We start from the raw sequence: 21,494 nt of genomic DNA on the forward strand, positions 1-21,494 counted from the left end.
TGATCTTTTAACCTATCTGAAGAACATTTGCCTCGTTAAACATTTAGCTGTTTTCCTAAGCGGCTGCAAATATACAACCCCTTTTATTTAAATTCCTAACTTTTTATTAATAAAATCGAAATAAAAATAAAGAAATTAATTAATCCTTTACTAAACAACATCTTACAATATATTAAAATTAAAGAAACATTACCTCAGTTAGAAAACCCTTATAAAATGACATTATCTTCATCTCGAGGAGAAGCCAACAAATATTTATATCGATAATACATTAATCCAAATGAAAGAGTTAAACCTGTTAATAATCCTATCCAAATCCCTTGCAAGCCTAAATCAATATACTTACTTAGTACATATGATATAGGTAAACCAATCACCCAATAAGACACGAAACATATAAGGCTAGGAATCCAGACATCTTGTAGTCCTCTTAGTGCACCTAACATTACGACTTGAAAACCATCACTAAGTTGAAAAAAGGCAGCTATTAAAAGAGCTCCTGCTGCTAGTTGCACAACCTCCCAGTCATCGATATATAAATACGGAAGTTGATTTCTGAATAAAATGAAGCACAATGCAAAAAACAGTTCAACAATAAGGGTCAACAAAAATATAGACTTGACAATCCTTTTCAACTCGTCAAATTGATTCAATCCTTTTTGATTACCGACTCTAATAGTAGCCGTCACACCTAATCCTACTCCAACCATAAAAGTTAATGCTGATAGATTCAATGCTATTTGATTTGCAGCCTGACTACTAGTCCCAAGCAATCCAGATAAAATAATCGCAGCTGTAAACAAGCCTACTTCAAAAAACATTTGCAGAGCAGTAGGAAAACCTAGGTTTAACAATTTTGTAGTAATACCTGTAGATTTGACCTTTACGAAAACGAGGTATTGTTTCAATTCCTTTTTAGTTAACAAGAATGCTAGAACTATCAACACCATTACTATTCTAGAGATAAACGTTCCAATCCCTGCACCTTCTACCTCTAATCTTGGAAAACCGAACTCTCCATATATAAACAAAAAATTCAAAAATACATTTATCAGATTAGCTATTATAGAAGCTGTCATGGAGTAGACCGTTTTTGATAAGCCATCAATAAATTGCTTGATAGCCTGAAACATCATTAACGGAATCAAAGACAATGCAACCCATCTCATATAAGGGATAGCCAATTCCACAACTTCTTTAGGTTGATCTAACATAGACAAAATAGGTTCACAAAGAAGAACCACAAAAGTCAATAGCACACCTATTATCGTACATAATATAAAACCTTGCTTAAAAATTGAGCCTATTCTACCTATATCCTTTTTAGCATCTGCTTCTGAAACAAGTGGGGTTATCGCAAATGAAAAACCTATACCTATGGAAAGAGCTATAAAAATTAATGTATTTCCTAAAGATACAGCAGCTAGTTGTGCTTTACCCAACTTACCTACCATAACATTATCTGCTAGCGCCACTAGTAAGTGTGCTATTTGCCCTACCATAATAGGTACAGCTATTTTTAAGTTTGTAGAAAACTCTCTTGTATAATCTTTTAGTGCCATCTTGAATTGTAAAGAGGCGCAAAAGTAGTGAGATTCAAGATCTATACAACCATCTAATCCATGCTATTATCAACCACTCCATACTGGTCAAAAAGATAAATTAAGCTAGTCATTGTAGCCGCTCCTAATTCTAATTCTCTTTTATTAACCGCATCAAAAGTATCATTTGCAGCGTGATGAAAATCAAAATATCTTTGAGAATCAGGGCGTAGACCAGCCAGTACTGTACCACTATCTTTTAGTGGACCTACATCTGCACCACTACCTCCTTTTTCAAAGTAATGAATTAGGTAAGGTTTGAAAAGCTTTTTCCATGAATGAACGACCTTCATTTGATCCTCTGTCGCATCAAAGCTAAAACCTCTAGGCGAAAAACCACCTGCATCACTTTCTAAAGCAAAAATATGATTTTCGTTTTTTGCCTTTGCTTGTTTTGCATATTCACGAGCTCCTTTTAATCCATTTTCTTCATTCATGAATAACACGACTCTTATTGTTCTCAAGGGCTGGTAATCTAATTTTTTCAATGTTTCTAAAACCTGCATAGATTGCACTACACCAGCACCATCATCATGACTACCATCACCTAAGTCCCAAGAATCTAAATGACCACCTACTATAATTACTTCATTAGGGTACTTAGTTCCCTTAATCTCTCCTATTACGTTATAACTTTCTACATCACCCCAAACTGTGCAGTCTTGTTTTAAGAAAAACTGAAGATTCTTATCTAGAGACAAGTAAGTATGCAACTTTTCAGCGTCGTTTGTACTTATTGCTGCAGCCGGAATATAATTCTCTACATCTAGGTCTCCATAACTCATTGAACCTGTATGTGGGTAATCGTCCAGTCTCAAATTCATTGATCTAACTATGACACCTACAGCACCGTATTTACCAGCTTCTTCTGCACCACTGTATCGTTGATCTACACAGCCACCGTATGCCTCAAAAGTTTGAATTTTTGTAGGATCCATAGGTCTGTTATAGAACACTATTTTACCTTCTATTTCTTTTCTCCCTATTTGGGCTAATTGCTCTAAAGAAGTAACCTCTACCACTCCAGCCTTTATACCAGCCTCTCTAGTGGGAATAGAACCACCTAATGCACACACATTAACATTAATAGTTGAAAAATCATTTAATTGTATGTATGCAAATTCTGGAGTACCTCGCGTCCATTTAGGCACCATTACAGATTGTAATTCTGTACGAGAAGCAAATTTTGCTATTTCCTTTTCTGTATACTCAACAGCTCTTTGAGCTTGTATAGAACCAGATAATCTTCCTCCTATATTATTAGAAAGATAATCTAACCACTCATAACTTTTGGACTCTGTAAGGCTATAGTCATAAATACTCTTAAGCATTAATGAATCTGCTTGAGATGTTTGTACTAGTTGCGCTTTCGCGTAAGCGGAACACAACAAAATAAAGAATCCAATAGTATGTAGTTTATTCATTTTCTAGTTCTTCAATGTATTTTTTGATATTTCCTGAAACCTCATCATCTATTTGAGGTGGCTGAATATACTCTTTTTGAGTAAGAGCATCCACCAGTATTTTTGCGACTAATAATCTCGCCATAGGTTTATCGTCTGCAGGGATAATGTGCCATGGAGCAACGTCTGTATGCGTGTGCCTAATAGCCTGTTCATAACAGTACATGTATTTATCCCACAGTTTACGTTCTTTAAGGTCATCTTTTGAGAATTTCCAATTCTTTTCTGGTGTTCTCAATCTTCTTAACAAGCGTCTCTTTTGTTCTTCTTCACTTAAATTAAGGAAAAACTTAAAGATAAAGGTCCCGTTTTGAGTTAGTTCCTTTTCAAAATTATTGATCTGATTGTAACGCATTTGCCAAAAGTCTTCTGTCGCGTCTTCTGGCCCATTAAAATCAGGCAAATTCTCTGCCATGAGATATTCTGGATGTACACGAGTAACTAAGACATTTTCATAATGAGTTCTATTAAAAATCCCAAAATGCCCCTTAGAAGGTAGCGCGATATAATGCCTCCACAGATAACCGTGAGATAATTCTAAATCTGTAGGGACTTTAAAACTGTGTTGTACAACACCTCTTACATTAAAATCTTTAAACACCTCTCTTACCAGACTGTCTTTACCAGAGGTATCCATACCTTGAAAACACACCAGTACTGCATGTTTATCATGAGCATAGAGTCTCGCCTGAAAATCTGCAAGTTCTCTTCTTACTTTTTCTAGTTCCTTTTTTGCTTCTTTTTTTGAAAGCACCTCCTTAGGTAACGTAGAATGTTCTTTAAGCTGCAACTTTGTAGATGCCTTGAATTCTTCTGAATGAATTTTATACATATTATTTACTTGCAAAAAGTTTTACGTCGGACTCGCTTATTTCTTCACCACCTAATATAATGAGTCGTTCTACAACGTTGCGCAACTCTCGTATATTACCTGTCCAATCGTATTCTTGTAATAATTTAAATGCTTTGTTCTCAAATTTCTTTGCTGCATTACCTTGCTCTTTGGCAATTTTTGCTGCAAAATGATTAATGAGCAACGGTATATCATCACGTCTATCATTAAGAGCAGGTACATTAATTAATATTACTGCTAGTCTATGATATAAATCTTCTCTAAATTTTTTATCCTCTATCTCTTGTTTAAGGTCTTTGTTAGTCGCTGCAAGAATTCTTACATCTACCTTTATATCCTTATCACTACCTACACGTTGTATTTTATTTTCTTGCAAAGCCCTTAATACTTTGGCTTGCGCTTTGGCACTCATGTCCCCTATTTCATCTAGAAAAATAGTACCACCGTTTGCTGCTTCAAATTTTCCTGCTCGGTCTTTATTTGCACCAGTAAAACTACCCTTTACATGACCGAATAACTCGCTTTCTATTAACTCGCTAGGTATAGCAGCACAATTTACTTCTATAAAAGGGCCTTTTGAACGGTCGCTTTTTTCATGTAACCAGTGGGCAACAAGTTCTTTACCTGTTCCGTTTTCTCCCGTGATTAAAACTCTTGCGTCTGTAGGCGCTACTTTTTCAATGATATTTTTGATAATAACGATTAACTCGCTTTCTCCTATCATCTCATAGTTTTTACTTACTTTTTTCTTGAGACGTTTATTCTCTACAACTAGCTTTTTATTATCTAGCGCATTGCGTACCGTGTTTAAAAGCCTATTTAAATCTGGCGGCTTTGAAATGTAATCAAAAGCTCCTAAACGCATCGTATTTACTGCCGTATCTAGATCTCCATGTCCTGAGATCATGACGATAGGGATTTCTGGCTTTATTTTCTTAACAGCCTCTAGAACCTCTACACCATCCATTTTAGGCATTTTTATGTCACAAAGAACAAGATCATAATCGTTATCCTTTATTAACTCTATACCTTCTAGACCATCTACTGCCTCTACTACATTGTAATCTTTACTTTCTTCAGATAATATTTTACTTAAAACGCGACGTATCGCGCCTTCATCTTCTATAAGGAGAATATTTGCCATTATTATATTTTAAACTTTATTCCTATTCTAGAATAAAACGTATTAGTATCATTAAGTGTTACCACATCATCACCATTATCATCTCTAAGTCTGATGTCATTGATAAATGTATAACCTGCATAAATATAAGCCGAAATATGCTTAGTAAAATTATGCTGATAACCAGGCCCGAACATTGCAACGGTCATTGAAACATCTTCTGCAACACCTCTTGTGGTAGGCTCGTCATTTTGAATATTTGCATAAAAACCATCTAGACGCGCATATAATTGCACATCATTTTTTTCATTGAATCTATATTTAAGATTCATTTTAGGAGCACCTAATGTAAAACTCCAGCTTTCATTAAGTTCTCTATAGTAATTAAGATACGGTAATGGGAAAGGTCTACCAGCTGTGGTGGAGTATTGCACTCCTACCACTAGTTGCCATGGTTTACCACCATCTTCTCTTTTCTTCTCGTTTTTAATAAAATAAACACTACCTACAAAAAAGTAGTCGTCGCTACGTGCTTTTCCCTCATCAAAATTTGATGCTACTAGAACACCGGTTCTAGATCCAAAACGCCAGTTATTTTTCATAGGAAATGTATAGCCCAGCGCCACTTGAAAACTCTCGTATCTATCAGAACCAAAATCTGTGGCTCTAAAATTATCTTTAACTAAATATTCTACGTTTCGGTATTCTAGGTAAGGAACGAGATAACTGGCCTCTCCTACTTTGAGTGGTACATTTACAAAAGTCCTGAATCTTCTAAAACTGTTATCAGAATTACTCTGAGGAAAGTATGTGTACTCTGCTCTAAAAAGATCTGTTCCTTGTGAGTACGCTTTCGCGAAAGCGAAAACACAAAATACTATACAACTAGTTCTAATAATCTTATTTAATCTAGTCATTTTTCCTATTGTTAGATTCTTCATTTATTGAAGATTTATTTATAATATGAATATCTCTTTGTGGGAAAGGAATACTCACGTTGTTTGCTCTGAACGCTTTATCTATATCAAATCGTATAGCACTTTTAATACGAGGCTCTGTAAAAGCATCTTTTACAAAAAAATAAACCGCAAAATTTAATGAACTGTCGCCAAATTCATTGAACATGACAAATGGCTCGGGACTTTGCAGTACTCCTTTTTGATTACTGACACATTCTATAAGTAATTTTTCTATTAATCTGGTATCACTACCATAAGCAACGCCCACATTTACTTGCTCTCTGGTTTTAGGATGGTTTTGAGTATAATTATAAACTATTTCTGACATAAAAAGATGATTAGGTATAATCAATATTTTATCGTCACGAGTAATTATTCTCGTACTCCTTAATTTCACCTCAAAGACACGACCTACTTTGTTATTAATTTCAATAACGTCATTTACTAGAACAGACCTATCTGTTAAAATAGTTACCCCAGCAATTATATCTTTAAACAGATCTTGCAGTGCAAAACCTAAACCTACAAATAAGGCGGCACTAGCTGTTAAAAGCCCTGTCAGGTTTACACCACTAGAATGCAAGACTGATATAATTACAATTATATAAACAATGTAATTAAAGAATTTAAAGGCACTCTCAAATTTAAGTTTATCTGGAATATCCATCTTGCGTGTAACTACTTTTCTAATACCTCTCAATATTAGTGTGGTTACTAAAATGGCTAATACAGCAAGAATAAGCATCCAGGTATTTAAATGAAAACCTCCATTCTTACCTGATGATATAATCTCATAAGTGAGAAACTCCTGTATCTTATCCCAATTCAAACTCATAATTAGTATCGCAGCCATTTATACAGCTCTTTCCAATTTGTCTTTTTACCGTACATTAAAATTCCTATTCTATAAATTTTTGCAGCTAGCATCGCTACACCTATTATACTTATGTATAACAACAACATACTTAATGCTATTTCCCACCACGCGATCTCGCCAAAAGGTATTCTCATTAACATCACTATAGGTGAGGTTAATGGAATGTATGAAAATATTACTGCCACAGTACCATGAGGATTATCCATGACTGAAAAGAAACCTACATAAATTGCTAACATTAATGGTAAAATTACCGGCAACATAAACTGCTGTGTATCTGTTTCATTATCTACAGCGGCACCTATCGCTGTATAAATAGATGCATATAAAAAGTAACCTCCCATAAAGTAGATAAAGAAACAAATCAATATTTTGAGAATAGGCAGTTGAACAATGTCATTTGCAATTAACTGAAACTTATTAGGATCTTGTGCTTGTGCAAGCATGTCTGCATTTGCAGGTGTAGAAAATGCGTCTACTCCAAAAAAGGTGGTCGCAACTATCATTAATATAAAACCGACTATTACCCAAATTATAAATTGGGTGATACCAGCTAAAGAAGTTCCTGTTATTTTACCTATCATAAGATAGATAGGTTTCACACTACTTACTATAATCTCAATAATACGATTTGTTTTTTCTTCTATCACAGATCGCATCACCATATTACCATAGATGATAATGAACATCATTAACAAATAACCAGCGATACCACCTGCAGCTATTTTAATCCAGCCAGACATTTTACTGGTCTTTTCTCCTGTAAAATTTTGTACTTGAATCTCCTTAGTTACTTTACGACTATTGATCACATTAATATCAATACCAGCATCTTTCAGATTATTAGCGGTAGCCTCTTTATTAATTTTATCTTCAATAGATTCTAAAAAACCTTGAGATGGAGAGTCGTCCGAGTAGAAACTTAGGTCAGCTAATTGTCCTTTTTGCGCTTCTATTAATATCAAACCATAGTAATCTGCTTCTTTACTTGCAGTTATCGCAGCTTCTTTAGAAATACCATTAAGTTTAATATACTCGTTGCGGTTATTTGATTCAAATAATGAAATATAATTATCTTCTGTTTGATCTAAGATGGCAATTTTTCTACTCGTATCAGAATTTATACTTGTTAACCATCCTATCAATAAAGCAACACCCACAAATATTAACGGACTTACAAAAGTCATGATAATAAACGTTCTATTTCTTACTTTATTAAGGTATTCTCTTTTAATAATGAGCCACAATTTATCCATGTTGCTGTACAGTTTGAATGAAGATATCATTAACGCTAGGAATTACCTCACTAAAATGGGTTAATTCTCCTAATTGTGTTAATCGATTTAATGCACTAGGTACATCTATATGAGTAGGTATTTGAATTTGAACATCTAGCGTATTATCTAATCCAGATAAAACTATAGGTTGCGCATTAAATTCTACCGGTATTTGTTGAAAAGCAACGTCATTATTTTGACAAATTAAAGACACCGCATATTTGCGATCTCTATAGCGCTGTTTTACATCGCTTAGCTTGCCTTGTAAAACAAGGTTAGATTTATTAATAAGTGCTATATGGTCACACATTTCTTCTACACTTTCCATACGGTGAGTAGAAAAAATGATAGTTGCTCCATCATCTCTTAATTTTAAAATTTCGTCTTTAATAAGATTTGCATTTACTGGGTCAAAACCAGAAAATGGCTCATCAAAAATCAATAAACTAGGCTCGTGCATGACAGTAACAATAAATTGTACCTTTTGCGCCATTCCTTTAGAAAGTTCTTCTAGTTTTTTATTCCACCAGCCTTCTATACCTAATCTGTCAAACCAGTATGTCAGTCTATCTTTTGCCTCTGCTCTTGACAGACCTTTAAGCCTGGCTAGATAAATGCACTGCTCACCTACCTTCATAGATTTATAAAGCCCACGCTCTTCTGGCATGTACCCTATATCTTCTATATGATTAGGTTTTAATTGCTCGCCATTAAGAAGGATCTTCCCTTCGTCTGGCATTGTAATTTGATTTATGATTCTTATAAGTGAGGTTTTACCAGCACCATTAGGTCCTAACAAACCATAAACACTTCCTTTGGGTACTGAGATAGATACATCATTTAATGCTGTATAATCCCCATATACCTTTTTTATATGTATTGCTTCTAATGCGTTTACCATCTATCTATTAATTGCGCTAAATTAACAAGAACGCTACGGTATTGCTAAAGATTTAGAATAAATTAATAGGAATGCCAGTTAAAAAAAATATGTAGATCATGTAAATATGTAGATTCTATAATTTAAAACCCTATTAATTACAAAAGGTCATAAAAAAACCCACCTCCCTAAAAATAGGGAGGTGGGAAAAATTGCTATGAAAAAGAAAAATAACAAATGGTTGGTTGACCATTCGTTGGCATAAATATATACTATTTTTTCTAATTCATTAAGTTTTCTTTAAGAAAACATGTCTTTCACTTTTTCAAAGAAAGATTTATCTCCTTTTTCAGGAGCTGGATCAAAATTTGAATCTGTCATCATGCTTTCAAAAAATTCTTTTTGCTCTTTAGTTAAATTACGAGGCGTCCATACATTTACATGTACTAACAAATCTCCGGTAGCATACCCATTAAGATTAGGCATTCCTTTACCACGTAATCTTAAAATCTTACCACTCTGTATTCCTGCTTCTACCGGTATGCGTACTTTTCCTGTTACTGTCTGGATTTCTTTAGAAGTTCCCAAAACAGCTTCAGGTACACTTACATATAGATCATAATGAAGATTGTTCCCCTCACGCTGTAACTCTGCATGTGGTTTAACTTCTATATCAACAAGTAAATCTCCACTAACTCCATTTCCTGGTGCGTCATTTCCTTTTCCAGAAACTTTAAGACGCATGTCCGACTCTACACCTGCAGGAATTTGAATAGTTACTGTTTCTTCAGTAGCTATCATTCCTTGAGCATCTGCTCCAGCTGGTTTGTTATTTAAGATTTGTCCTGCACCACCACATGTATTACATGGCGCAGCAGTTTGCATGCGACCTAGTATAGTGTTTTGAATTCTAGTAACCTGACCGCTACCATTACAGGTAGTACATGTTTTATAAGAAACTCCAGGAGCTTGTTTTTTACGTTTTACTTTAACTTTTTTATCGACACCGTTTGCAGCTTCTTCTAGTGTAAGAGAGACACGTATACGTAAATCTTTTCCTTTTACTCTGCGCTGGCCTCCACGACCACCGCCGCCGAAACCACCAAAACCGCCGCCGCCGCCGCCGAAAATATCACCGAACTGACTGAAAATATCGTCCATGTCAAAACCTCCAGCACCGCCACCGCCGCCGAAACCGCCTGCGCCTCCAGAAGTATATGCCTGGTGACCTAACTGGTCATAACGAGATTTTTTTTGTGGATCACTTAAAGTTTCATAAGCCTCTGCAGCTTTTTTAAAGTTCTCCTCTGCTGCGTCATCTCCAGGGTTTTTATCAGGGTGGTATTGAATTGCTTTTTTTCTATAAGCTTTCTTTATCTCTGCCGCTGTTGCACCTCTTTGAATATCTAATATGTCGTAGAAATCTGCCATAATTATTGTCCTATAACTACTTTAGGAAAACGTATAATTTTGTCTCCTAGTTTATATCCTTTTTCAATCACGTCTACTATTTTACCTTTCATATCATCACTAGGTGCTGGTATTTGAGTAATTGCCTCGTGTACGTCTGCATTAAAGGTATCTCCTGCTCTCACGTCAAATTCTTCTAGACCTTTATTATTTAAGGTATTAGTTAATTTGTTTGCAATTAACTTTACACCACTTGTCAGTTGCTCGTCTTCAGATTTATTGATCTCTACCATTGCTCTGTCAAAATCGTCTAAAACTGGCAGCATGTCTTTTAAGACACCTTCTCCTGCGGTTTTAAATAACTCTATACGCTCCTTTGCAGTACGTCTTTTAAAGTTCTCAAACTCTGCAAACAGACGTAGGTATTTTTCTTTTTCTACTTGTAATTGATCTTCTAGAATTTCTACATCGCTGCGCTCGTCTTGTACCTCTTCAGTTACTTCTTGCTCCACAACCTCAGGTGCTTCCTGATCTTTCAAGTCTTTTTCGTTTTTATTCTTTGCCATCTTCTGACGATATATTTTAAATAAATTCAACACTTTTTTATCGAGGTGTTTTTAAGGGTTACGCTTTCGCGAAAGCGAGATAGCCACAATAATTTTCACCTACCTAGACGCGATAAGGCAAAAGTGTTGCCATTTAAATTTGTGTGTCAAAATGTCACCGAGAATAATTAATATAGATTTAACGATGTTATTTGTCTATACATTTAGTTTTGTGATTCAATTAAACATAAGAATAATGAAACGTAATTTATTGAAAATCGCAGGTATGGCTCTAGTTGTTGCTTTTACCGTAGCTTGTAAAGAAAGTAAGAACGAAGTAGAAGCAATGGATAGTGAAGAAGCTGCTGTTGCAACTGTAGAGGCTGTTACTTTTAATGTAGATACTGAAGCTTCTAACATCGCATGGATAGGTTCTAAGCCTACTGAAGATCATACTGGTAACATTTCTCTTGCTAGCGGTATAGTTAAAGTAAATGGTGATGTTGTTGAGAGTGGTGAATTTACTATAGACATGACTTCTATCGAGGTGACTGACCTAGAAGGAGATGCTGCCGGTAATTTAAAAGCACACTTAGAAGGTACTGTAGAAGGAAAGGAAACTGACTTTTTTAATACTCCTAAATACCCTACTGCAAAATTTGTAGTAACAGGTCTTAAAGCGACTGATAACAATACGACTCTAGAAGGAAACCTTACTCTTAAGGATGTTACTAAGAAAATCGCTTTTGACGTTACTGTAAAGTATGATGGTGATAAAATGATGCTTACTAGTGAAGACTTTACGATAGATAGAACAGACTGGGGTATCCAGTATGGCTCTAGTAACTTTACTGATATAGTTGCTAACAAAGCAATATCTGATGATATTACATTAACTTTAAACATAGTTGCTACTAAGTAATTATTCTTTTAAAGTCTTAATTTTAAAAGCCTTGCAATCTTAGATTGCAAGGCTTTTTTATTTATGGGTAAGATGGTATTTTTACTCTCTCAACTTTTTCCATGAAAAACTTTTTACTCTCCACGCTTTCCATATTTTTCTTTATCACTACTACTGCACAAGAAGTAGAGTTTATGGATCCTGATTTAATCAACACGTTATATGATTATGAGCAGGTAGAGATAGACTCTGTTCTCACTATAAAATTACCGTCTGATTTTTTTGAAACTACCGAGAGTGAAGATGGAATTGAGTCTCACTACTGGTTCGGTTATGGAGAGAATGACGTGGTTTATATGGTACATCGTGCTAGAATAGATGAGAGAATATGTCTATCTAACAGGCGTGAGTTAAAGAGTTACTATGATAACACCTTAAATGACTGGACCAAAGATGAGGAAATCAAAGTGGTCAAAGATAAACGTGTTGTAGAGAACGACGTGTACCAAGCTTATTATATCTATAACGAAATGGATGAAGACGGAGAAGAGATGATCCAGAATTCTTATCGATTAGTCCAGATTAAAGAAACTCTTTATCAGATAGGCGTTACACAACCTTTAAAAACTAAGGACAGATCTGTGGATGAAGATTTTTTTAATAGTATAGTGATACAACCAAATTTTGCTTTAAAAAATCAATATACAGCGTGTGGCAATTTTGATTTAATTTTTGGTGATGAAGATGACGACTCTTCTACTACCGCTTATGAAATAGGTGAAATTTTAGGTGGCTTTGCTTGTGTTGCTATATTCTTATTACTATTCGGTCTAGTAATATTTTTTATGGTTAGAACTAATAGAAAGAATAAGCAAAAGGAATGGGATCAATTTAATAGTTAAGCTATTGCTTTACTTTAAATAACTCCTTAAAGCTGCTTCTAATTCTGGGTATTTAAAAGAATAGCCTTTTTCTTCTATTCTTGAACTACTAGCATGCTGACTAGCAAGAACTATAGAAGACATTTCACCTAGCATTACTTTCATTATAAATTCTGGTACGTTAGGGAGAAACACTGGTTTACCCATCACTTTTCCTATCCTATTCATCATAGGTCTATTTCTTACAGGATGTGGAGCAACACCGTTATAGACGCCTTCTAGATCGTGATTAAGTATGTGGATGAAAATACCAGATAAATCGTCTATAGCGACCCAACTTTGCCACATTTTACCGTTCCCAAATCCTGATCCTGCATAAAACTTAACCGGTTTAGACATTTGCTCTAACGCACCACCTTTGCCAGAAAGTACTATTCCTATGCGCACGATGGCATGAGTGAGGCCTAGTTCTTTAAATTGAGTTCCTATTTTTTCCCAAGCGATACAAACATCTGCTAAGAAATTTGTTGCCGTAGGTGGTATCTCATCTTCTCTCAATGCTTTACCGTCTTGATCATCTGGATAAATACCTATAGCGCTAGCTGTAACCACATGCTTTACTTGATGTTCATTCTCTTTAAGTAAATTTAAAAGCAAGTTAGTGCTGTCTATACGACTGTTGAGTATGCGTTTTTTTGCTGAGTCTGTCCATTTTTGAAAAACAGTCTCACCTGCTAGATGCACGATAGCATCTACACCATCTATACACTTTGCATCTATAGTCATCTCTTTTACATTCCATAAAAAGCCTTTATGATTACCGCTGCTTTTTATGGCGCTCTTTCTGGTAGTTAAATAATGAACCGTATGTCCTTGAGACAATAAATCTTCTGATATTTCTGAGCCCACTAGACCTGTTGCTCCTGTAATAAGTATAACCATGCTACGAAGTTAATTCTCAAACTAATGCGATAACATTATGTTTTAAATTAATTAACAACAAATAATAATCCTGACCCAATGTGCTTTAATAAAGGTAGATGGGTCAGGTGTAAGCATATTATAATCGCACTGCAATTTCTTTATCACTTTCTATAGTAATTTTTGCATCATCCCAAGAAGGTGGGCCGTAACTCATAGGGTTATTACTCATACCATAAGCCTCCTTAGGCATTCCTTGATCTGTAAAATCCATTTGATTATTACCGTTTTTATCATGTAATACCATAACCGCATATTCTCCAGCTGGAATATTTTCAAATATCGCAACAGCAACACCGTCTTTAATTTCTACGGTTGCAGATTGTAATGGGGCAGCTTTCATGAATTGGTTTTCGGTACTTAGACTGTAAACCATAGTACCTTGGTCATTCTTTGCATTATCGACAGTAACTTTTAAAGTAAAAGTCTCTTGTGCACTTAGAGCCATAGAAAATAATAAAACGATAATAGTAGTAAAAAGAGTTTTCATAAGTAATTATTTTAATTTGTTAGACAGGACAAATATGCAGCACTTTTCTAGTTGAGAATAATTGCATTAACTCAACTGTAGTATTTCCTTACTCAATTGTAAAAAGAGGATACCAACAATAGTATCAACAGTTTAGTTTTAAATTAATGACATGATAACATAGAGATAAAACCAATGGAATAAAAAACTGCTTATTTTGAATAAACCGATTTTGTGAAAAAACGTCCCGTAGAACTCGTAGTAATTTCTGACTCACATCTAGGTACTTATGGCTGTCATGCGTTAGAGCTTAATCAGTATCTCAAATCCATACAACCAGCACATTTAATTCTCAATGGAGATATTATAGACATATGGCAGTTTAGAAAAAGTTATTTCCCTAAAGAACACCTTAAAGTCATTAAGAACATTATTAAACTAGCCAGCAAAGGGACTAAAATCACCTACATCACTGGTAATCATGATGAGATGTTACGCAAATTTTCTCCTACCATAATCGGTAATATTACACTAGTGGATAAAGTAATTCTAGATCTAGACGGTAAGAAAACTTGGGTTTTTCATGGAGATGTATTTGACGCCAGTATACAGCACAGTAAATGGCTAGCAAAACTAGGCGGTTATGGTTATGATTTTCTAATAGTTTTCAATCAGCTTATAAATTGGTTTTTATTGCGGCTAGGTAAAGAGAGATATTCATTATCTAAAAAGATCAAAAACTCTGTAAAAGGTGCTGTAAAATTTATTTCAAATTTTGAAAAGACAGCTACAGATCTTGCGATAGAAAATGGATATGATACGGTAATATGTGGGCATATCCATCAACCACAAAAAAGAATGGTTTATAATGACAAAGGAAAAGTACTGTATTTAAATAGCGGTGACTGGATAGAAAACCTTACTTCATTAGAATACCATAATGGAACCTGGCAAATCCTTACCCATCCACCTTACCATAAAAAAGAATCATCTATAGAAGTCGATGATATAGAAGAAATTAATCTGCCTAGTCTTATCGCATCTATAAGTTCTCCACATTGATTATAGAATATTATTAAATAAACCGACTATTTTCATTTTTTAAATAAGGCATCTAATATCTTTACCTTATGAATAGATATGTGCTCGTTTTACTTTCCCTTTTTACTTTGATTTCTTGTCAGAATCAAGAACAAAAGATAGATACATCTACCGTATTTAGATATAATGAGCATGCAAATGTGACTAGTCTAGACCCAGCTTTTGCAAAGGACCAACGTAATATATGGGTTTGCAACCTGCTTTATAATGGCTTAGTAAAACTAGATAATCAGCTAGAAGTGGTGCCCGATCTTGCTAGCCACTGGGAAATTGATAGTACTGGTACTTCTTATAAATTCTATATTAAAGAAGGTATTTATTTTAATGACGCTTTCGCGAAAGCGAGAACCGTAACAGCAACAGACTTTAAATATTCTCTAGAACGATTAACAGACCCAGCGCTAGCTTCTAATGGTGCCTTTGTTATGAAAAATGTGACAGAAATCAATGTTTTAGATCCATTGCAATTAGAAATTAAATTAAAGCAACCATTCCCTGCTTTTTTAGGCTTGCTTACCATGAAGTATTGCAGTGTCGTACCAGACGGAAGCTCTAATTTAAGAGAGCAACCTATAGGCACAGGACCTTTTTATCTAAAAAAGTGGCAAGAAAATGTAAAGATGGTATTGCGTAGAAATAATAACTATCATGAAAAAGACATAGACGGTAATGCCCTACCCTATTTAGAAGCCGTTGCGATTACTTTTAAAACAGATAAGCAAAGTGAATTTCTAGAATTTGCTCAAGGCAACTTAGATTTTATAAATGCCATAGACCCTAGTTACAAAGATGAATTGTTAACTACTAGTGGTGATTTAAAAGAAAAATACATTCCTACCGTAAATTTAAAAAAAGCTCCTTTTTTAAATACCGAATACTTAGGCTTAAAGATAGATTCTAAAACTACTGAATTACAAAGTCAGCAATTGCGCCGAGCAATTAATATGGGATTTGACAGAAAAAAAATGATCAAATACCTGCGTAATAACATAGGTACACCAGCAGTGCATGGTTTTATACCTAAAGGAATACCTGGTGGTGGCATAGTAAAAGGCTACTCCTATAACCCTACGCAAGCTAGAAATCTAGTGCAAGAATACATAGCAGCATCTGGTAACCAGTCTCCTTCTATAACTATAAGCACAGGTGCTAATTATCTAGATTTATGTGAGTTTATTCAAAAAGAATTACAAAAAATAGGTATCAACACTGCCGTAGATGTAATGACACCATCTACATTAAGAGAAGCTAGAAAAGCTGGGCAATTAGACATTTTTAGAAGCAGCTGGATTGCAGATTACCCTGATGCCGAAAATTATTTATCGCTCTTTTACTCTGGTAATTTTGCTCCTAACGGTCCTAATTATACCCATTTTAAAAATAAAACTTTTGACTCCTTATATAAAGAAGCGTTATCTACCGCAAGCGCTTCTACTAGAAAACAGTTATACATTAAAATGGATAGTATAATTATTAAAAATGCGCCTATTGTACCCTTATATTACGATCAAAGTGTACGTTTTATATCAAAGAATGTAGAAAACTTAGAGAGTAATGCCGTGAACATGCTCGATCTGACTAGGGTAAAAAAGAAATAATTATAAGTTACATAATCTATAGGAAAAAACGCACATTTAAGTTGATCTCATAAAGTTATAACAACTATAAAGGTCTAATCAATTCAAATTTAGATATTTGTATCCTTAATGTGTTTCTACACATTTACTTTTGAATCATTTTAAATCTTTAATCTTACCGATAGCAAGACCTAAAGAGATAATAATGGATAAAAAAGAGCTTAAAATAAGAAACTGTAAAGCAATCTATACCTTATCTTTCCGCCTATGATGGTCAACAATGTATTATTTGATTTTGATTCTAAAAGCGATTTAGAAAACTGGAGTGTCTTAAACGATACGGTAATGGGAGGTACTTCAAAAAGTTCTTTTGAACTTAATGAAGAAGGTCATGCTGTTTTCAGTGGTAAGGTTAATCTTAAAAATGATGGTGGTTTTGCATCGGTAAAATACGATTGTCCTGACACTAAATTAGGAGACACATCGATTGCTGTCTTAAGAATCAAAGGTGATGGTAAAAATTACCAGTTACGTTTTAAAGAAACTGAATCTGACTATCATTCTTACATCATCTCTTTCCCTACTACTGGAGAGTGGGAAACTATAGAGTTAGAAGTAGATGAGATGATACCATCTTATAGAGGCCGTCAGTTAAATATGGAAAACTTTCATCACACCATGATAGATGAATTAACGTTTTTCATAGGTAATGGTGAAGAAGAAACTTTTGAACTTCTTATAGATAAGATAGAGTTTAAGTAAAATCAAGTTGAGAGATTTATTTTATAGCACATTAAATAACTATACAAATGATATAGATTACGTTAATGATTGCTATAGTTATATCATAAATCAATACAACTCTAGCTCTAGGTTTTACCACAATATAGATCACTTAACATTCATGTTCAAGGAATTAGCTCAATCGAGTATTCTTCCTTTAAACCGTGATGCATTAATCTTAAGTATTTTCTACCATGATGCTATTTATAAATCTACCAAAAAAGATAATGAGTATCAAAGTGCGTTGATTCTTGAAAAGCACTTTGCTAAAACTAATTTTAAACATGTAGAGCTCTGTAAAAATCAAATTAATGCCACTAAGAATCATGCAACCAGCTTAATAGATCCTGACACTAATCTACTTATAGATATAGACCTTGCCATATTAGGCCATAAAAAAAACGTTTATCAATTATATACTGAAAACGTAAGAAAGGAATACAGCATATACCCTAAATTCATTTACAACCCTGCACGTAAAAAAGCGATGCAGCATTTCTTAGAACAAGATCGCATCTTTAAAACCGACGAGTTTTATAACCTTTATGAATCTATAGCTAGAGATAATTTAACTAGAGAAATAAATAATTTATAAGAGTCCGCCCTAAGACAGACTCTTATTATAAATTAAGTTATAATTTAAAGCTTAAAGCAACAATAATTTGCTCTGGTCTAGTATCTATGGTTACCGGTCCTCCTATAGATATATTATTATTTATAAAAGAAACCTCGTTGTCATTAAAACCACGTTCATATCGCACGTCTATACCTAGATTACCTAGATTTACTCCTACACCAAATTGGGCTCCTACAGTAAAATCTTCTGACACATCACTTAGTTCTACGTCTTCTAAATCTGTATCAACTACATACTGTAAAGATGGACCTGCAAATACATGTAGTGGACCTATAATATTAAACCCTACTAAAATAGGAGCATCTAGTTTCTGTAAGTCAAATGTTACTCCATTATATTCATTACTCAATTTTGTATATTGTATTTCTGGTCTTAAATAAATAGGCCCTAAATCTAGCTTACCGAATACACCTATATGATATCCCAACTTTTCATCTGGGTTATCGATTATAGTACTTCCATTTTCTTTTAAATCTCCAGTAGATCCATAGTTTAATCCAGCTTTGATACCAAAACCGTCATCTGTTTGTGCTACACCTATCGTCCCGATAAGCAATAAGCAAATCATTAAAAATTTCTTCATAGTAGTTTAGTTTTAATTATAACGCAGTAAACATCTTTATTATTGAGTAAATGTCATAATCAAATTACGCAATATTTCTTGACATTTTTGTAAAATCAACTTTAACATTTTCATATACTTAAATCAATTATTCTTAAATACATTTGTACCAACAACTAATACAATAGTAAATAACTAATATGATTATAAATGATTCTTCTGTTCCGCTTTCGCGAAAGCTAATAACTACCATCATAAAGAAAGGAGCCAAAGTCACTGAGACCATAAGTTCTACAGTTAAGGAACAAGGCATCACTTTACAACAGTTTAACGTATTGCGCATCCTGAGAGGTCGCAAAGGGAAAGCTGCAAGTTTACAAGACGTAAGTAAAGATATGATTCACGCAAATTCAAATACAACAAGAGTTATCGATAAACTAGTCGATAAAAAATATGTAGATCGCATACAATGTCCTAATGATAGAAGACAAATAGAACTTACTATCACAAAGAAAGGACTAGATGTACTAGCTATTCTAGATAATAAAGTAAACAATGCCGAAGCCGAAATAACTAAAGGTCTAAATGAAGAATCTATGACCTCTTTAATTAATGAATTAGAAAAAATATAAAACATTTACCTTAATACTTGTATAAACAAATAACATATAAACAATTAATTTAATACCTATGAACATTATCCTAAAATCAGCTATGATACTTGCCGTTGTTGCAGGAACTAGCTTAATCACTAAAGAAGTAAAAACAGTAAACGTTGAGACCAGCACAGCAGTATGGACAGGTAAGAAATTTGCCGGTAGCCATAGTGGTACTATTGACTTAAAATCTGGACAACTAGAGTTTAACAATAAACAGCTTACTGGTGGTGAATTTATTATAGATATGAGCAGTATAGAAGTTACAGACCTATCAGGTGGTACTAAAGCTAAATTTGAAGGACACTTAAAAAGTGATGACTTCTTCTCCACTTCAACGCATGAAACAGCTACTTTAAAAATAACCAAAGTAGATAACACAAGCTCTCCTTATAAAGTTAGTGCTAACTTAACTGTAAAAGGCATCACAAACCCCATCACCTTTGACCTTACTACTACAGAAGACACTGCTACAACACAAATAGTGATCGATCGCAGTAAATACGACGTAAAATATGGTTCTAAAAGTTTCTTCTCTGGTTTAGGGGATAATTTTATATATGATAATTTTGAAGTTGATATCACTTTAAAATACTAACAATACGATTATGTAATTATAAATCTCAAGAGCAATCTTGAGATTTTTTTTTGTTTACCACTTACCTTTCTTTTAGAATACCACTTCCCTATCTTTGATGTTTAACCTAAATTATGATTCCGTTTTTATTCATTAGTGGAATGGCCGTGTTGTATTTTTTAGGCACTGCTAGTAACAATGCTTTTAAAAGATCCAACAAGAAACGAGATTATAAGAAGAGATTTTATAAACGACGCAATGAAAATATATACTAAAACAGGAGACAAAGGTACTACAGCACTATTCGGTGGTACACGAGTACCTAAACATAATTTAAGAATAGATAGTTACGGTACTGTAGATGAGCTCAATTCATGGATGGGACTTATAAGAGATCAAGAAATATCAGTACATACCAGTAAAATCATCAACCTCATTCAACACCATTTATTTACACTAGGTGCTATTCTTGCTACTCCTCCAGAAAAGGAAACGCTTAAAAACGGCAAAGACCGACTTAACATCTCAAAAATTAGTGATGAAGAAATAAACATGTTAGAAACCGAAATGGACGATATGGACAAGGAATTACCACCTATGACTCATTTCATCCTTCCTGGCGGCCATCCATCTGTGTCATATTGTCATATTACAAGAACAGTTTGTCGTAGGGCAGAACGCTTAGCGTCAGAACTTAATGAGATCACACCTATAGACCCACAAGTTTTAAGATATCTCAACCGACTATCTGACTACCTATTTGTATTGGCACGTAAATTGTCTAAAGATTTACAAGCCGAAGAGATAAAATGGATCCCAAATAAATACTGATTTTCATTTTATTCAGAAACTGTAACTAGCGCTCGTAAGTCGCGATAACAGTAACATCTGTATAAAAGAAAATAACAATGTGGGGCAACTGATGAGCATTTTCAGCAAACATTTTGATTTTCAAAAGCTTAGACGCTCTTGTAAATCTTGAAATCAAAGTAAAAATAACTTGCATAAATCGACGAGAAGTTTATTTTTGCAAAAAACTTAACGAGTAAAAATATGTATTGGACACTAGAACTGGCATCTTATTTAAGTGATGCGCCTTGGCCTGCAGAGAAAGATGAATTGATAGATTATGCAATTCGTACTGGAGCACCTTTAGAGGTAGTGGAAAATTTACAAGCCATTGAAGATGAAGGTGACTTATATGAGTCTATTCAAGAGATCTGGCCAGATTATCCTACAGACGACGATTACCTCTGGAATGAGGACGAATACTAACGATCAGAGTATCGGATAAAAAGTCTCCAAAAGAGGCTTTTTTTTTGCTTTAATTTCAGATATTAGCACGAGCAGTTTGCATTTTTTAAACTGTTATAAATCAAAT

At 34.2% G+C, this 21,494-nt stretch carries 23 protein-coding genes; 10 read left to right on the forward strand and 13 right to left on the reverse strand.

Annotated features, from left to right (window positions below; genetic code table 11):
- Nucleotides 1-209 precede the first annotated feature (209 nt).
- The 10 genes from ACJJVN_RS01045 to ACJJVN_RS01090 all read right to left on the reverse strand — a co-directional run bounded on the left by ACJJVN_RS01045 (nt 210) and on the right by ACJJVN_RS01090 (nt 11,009).
- A complete protein-coding gene (locus ACJJVN_RS01045; RefSeq protein WP_405376833.1) occupies nt 210-1,562 on the reverse strand; it encodes an MATE family efflux transporter in 1,353 nt (450 codons plus the stop codon).
- Between the two features lie 53 nt (nt 1,563-1,615).
- The gene (locus ACJJVN_RS01050) at nt 1,616-3,025 is read right to left on the reverse strand and encodes a M20/M25/M40 family metallo-hydrolase (protein ID WP_405376835.1); all 1,410 of its coding nucleotides are present in this window, start codon (nt 3,023-3,025) and stop codon (nt 1,616-1,618) included.
- Nucleotides 3,018-3,896 carry a PPK2 family polyphosphate kinase gene (locus tag ACJJVN_RS01055; RefSeq protein ID WP_405376837.1) on the reverse strand — a complete coding sequence of 293 codons (879 nt, stop codon included), beginning with the start codon at nt 3,894-3,896 and terminating at the stop codon, nt 3,018-3,020. The genes ACJJVN_RS01050 and ACJJVN_RS01055 overlap by 8 nt, the downstream gene beginning before the upstream one ends.
- A 1-nt stretch (nt 3,897) precedes the next feature.
- Complete coding sequence (locus ACJJVN_RS01060) at nt 3,898-5,061, reverse strand: sigma-54-dependent transcriptional regulator (protein ID WP_405371208.1); 1,164 nt, start codon at nt 5,059-5,061, stop codon at nt 3,898-3,900.
- Between the two features lie 2 nt (nt 5,062-5,063).
- Nucleotides 5,064-5,981 carry a DUF6268 family outer membrane beta-barrel protein gene (locus ACJJVN_RS01065; RefSeq protein ID WP_405376839.1) on the reverse strand — a complete coding sequence of 306 codons (918 nt, stop codon included), beginning with the start codon at nt 5,979-5,981 and terminating at the stop codon, nt 5,064-5,066.
- On the reverse strand, nt 5,950-6,852 hold the full coding sequence (locus ACJJVN_RS01070; protein WP_245890766.1) for a mechanosensitive ion channel family protein: 903 nt from the start codon (nt 6,850-6,852) through the stop codon (nt 5,950-5,952). Before ACJJVN_RS01070 ends, ACJJVN_RS01065 begins: the two co-directional genes overlap by 32 nt.
- Entirely contained in the window at nt 6,837-8,132 is a 1,296-nt protein-coding gene (locus ACJJVN_RS01075) for an ABC transporter permease (protein WP_405376841.1), read from the reverse strand. Before ACJJVN_RS01075 ends, ACJJVN_RS01070 begins: the two co-directional genes overlap by 16 nt.
- Nucleotides 8,125-9,054 carry an ABC transporter ATP-binding protein gene (locus tag ACJJVN_RS01080; protein WP_104516781.1) on the reverse strand — a complete coding sequence of 310 codons (930 nt, stop codon included), beginning with the start codon at nt 9,052-9,054 and terminating at the stop codon, nt 8,125-8,127. The genes ACJJVN_RS01075 and ACJJVN_RS01080 overlap by 8 nt, the downstream gene beginning before the upstream one ends.
- A gap of 279 nt (nt 9,055-9,333) precedes the next feature.
- A complete protein-coding gene (dnaJ, locus tag ACJJVN_RS01085; protein ID WP_405377108.1) occupies nt 9,334-10,467 on the reverse strand; it encodes a molecular chaperone DnaJ in 1,134 nt (377 codons plus the stop codon).
- Nucleotides 10,467-11,009, reverse strand: coding sequence for a nucleotide exchange factor GrpE (locus tag ACJJVN_RS01090; RefSeq protein WP_104516779.1), 543 nt, complete (start codon nt 11,007-11,009; stop codon nt 10,467-10,469). Before ACJJVN_RS01090 ends, dnaJ begins: the two co-directional genes overlap by 1 nt.
- Nucleotides 11,010-11,244: 235 nt before the next feature.
- On the opposite strand from ACJJVN_RS01090, the gene ACJJVN_RS01095 reads away from it, so the two are divergent.
- Nucleotides 11,245-11,910, forward strand: a complete 666-nt coding sequence (locus tag ACJJVN_RS01095) for a YceI family protein (RefSeq protein WP_405376843.1) — start codon at nt 11,245-11,247, stop codon at nt 11,908-11,910.
- Between the two features lie 101 nt (nt 11,911-12,011).
- The gene (locus tag ACJJVN_RS01100; RefSeq protein ID WP_405376845.1) at nt 12,012-12,791 is read left to right on the forward strand and encodes a hypothetical protein; all 780 of its coding nucleotides are present in this window, start codon (nt 12,012-12,014) and stop codon (nt 12,789-12,791) included.
- 9 nt (nt 12,792-12,800) lie between these two features.
- On the opposite strand, the gene ACJJVN_RS01105 is transcribed toward ACJJVN_RS01100, so the two are convergent.
- Both ACJJVN_RS01105 and ACJJVN_RS01110 read right to left on the reverse strand, forming a co-directional pair.
- Entirely contained in the window at nt 12,801-13,712 is a 912-nt protein-coding gene (locus ACJJVN_RS01105) for a TIGR01777 family oxidoreductase (protein ID WP_405376847.1), read from the reverse strand.
- 118 nt (nt 13,713-13,830) lie between these two features.
- Complete coding sequence (locus tag ACJJVN_RS01110; protein WP_405371198.1) at nt 13,831-14,241, reverse strand: DUF2141 domain-containing protein; 411 nt, start codon at nt 14,239-14,241, stop codon at nt 13,831-13,833.
- Nucleotides 14,242-14,454: 213 nt separating this feature from the next.
- Here ACJJVN_RS01110 and ACJJVN_RS01115 point away from each other — a divergent pair, with 213 nt between their 5' ends.
- The 4 genes from ACJJVN_RS01115 (at nt 14,455) to ACJJVN_RS01130 (ending at nt 18,276) form a co-directional block, all read left to right on the forward strand.
- Nucleotides 14,455-15,282, forward strand: coding sequence for a UDP-2,3-diacylglucosamine diphosphatase (locus ACJJVN_RS01115; RefSeq protein WP_405371197.1), 828 nt, complete (start codon nt 14,455-14,457; stop codon nt 15,280-15,282).
- Nucleotides 15,283-15,350: 68 nt separating this feature from the next.
- Complete coding sequence (locus tag ACJJVN_RS01120) at nt 15,351-16,919, forward strand: ABC transporter substrate-binding protein (protein WP_405376848.1); 1,569 nt, start codon at nt 15,351-15,353, stop codon at nt 16,917-16,919.
- 246 nt (nt 16,920-17,165) lie between these two features.
- Nucleotides 17,166-17,660, forward strand: a complete 495-nt coding sequence (locus ACJJVN_RS01125) for a CIA30 family protein (RefSeq protein WP_405376850.1) — start codon at nt 17,166-17,168, stop codon at nt 17,658-17,660.
- A 142-nt stretch (nt 17,661-17,802) separates the two neighbouring features.
- Complete coding sequence (locus ACJJVN_RS01130) at nt 17,803-18,276, forward strand: hypothetical protein (protein ID WP_405376852.1); 474 nt, start codon at nt 17,803-17,805, stop codon at nt 18,274-18,276.
- A gap of 37 nt (nt 18,277-18,313) precedes the next feature.
- Here ACJJVN_RS01130 and ACJJVN_RS01135 read toward each other — a convergent pair whose 3' ends face one another.
- Nucleotides 18,314-18,901, reverse strand: coding sequence for a porin family protein (locus ACJJVN_RS01135; RefSeq protein ID WP_405376854.1), 588 nt, complete (start codon nt 18,899-18,901; stop codon nt 18,314-18,316).
- A 179-nt stretch (nt 18,902-19,080) separates the two neighbouring features.
- Between ACJJVN_RS01135 and ACJJVN_RS01140 the strand changes: the two genes are divergently transcribed.
- The 4 genes from ACJJVN_RS01140 (at nt 19,081) to ACJJVN_RS01155 (ending at nt 21,388) form a co-directional block, all read left to right on the forward strand.
- Complete coding sequence (locus ACJJVN_RS01140) at nt 19,081-19,512, forward strand: MarR family winged helix-turn-helix transcriptional regulator (RefSeq protein ID WP_405376856.1); 432 nt, start codon at nt 19,081-19,083, stop codon at nt 19,510-19,512.
- A 58-nt stretch (nt 19,513-19,570) separates the two neighbouring features.
- Nucleotides 19,571-20,134: a YceI family protein gene (locus ACJJVN_RS01145; RefSeq protein ID WP_405376858.1), complete on the forward strand. Its 564-nt coding sequence runs from the start codon at nt 19,571-19,573 to the stop codon at nt 20,132-20,134.
- A 237-nt stretch (nt 20,135-20,371) separates the two neighbouring features.
- Nucleotides 20,372-20,944 carry a cob(I)yrinic acid a,c-diamide adenosyltransferase gene (locus ACJJVN_RS01150; protein WP_104516787.1) on the forward strand — a complete coding sequence of 191 codons (573 nt, stop codon included), beginning with the start codon at nt 20,372-20,374 and terminating at the stop codon, nt 20,942-20,944.
- 222 nt (nt 20,945-21,166) lie between these two features.
- Complete coding sequence (locus ACJJVN_RS01155) at nt 21,167-21,388, forward strand: DUF2795 domain-containing protein (RefSeq protein WP_015360681.1); 222 nt, start codon at nt 21,167-21,169, stop codon at nt 21,386-21,388.
- The last annotated feature ends 106 nt before the right edge of the window (nt 21,389-21,494 follow it).

Origin of the sequence: Nonlabens sp. Asnod3-A02, assembly GCF_045063755.1 — a bacterium.
In the GTDB taxonomy this organism is placed as follows: domain Bacteria; phylum Bacteroidota; class Bacteroidia; order Flavobacteriales; family Flavobacteriaceae; genus Nonlabens; species Nonlabens xylanidelens.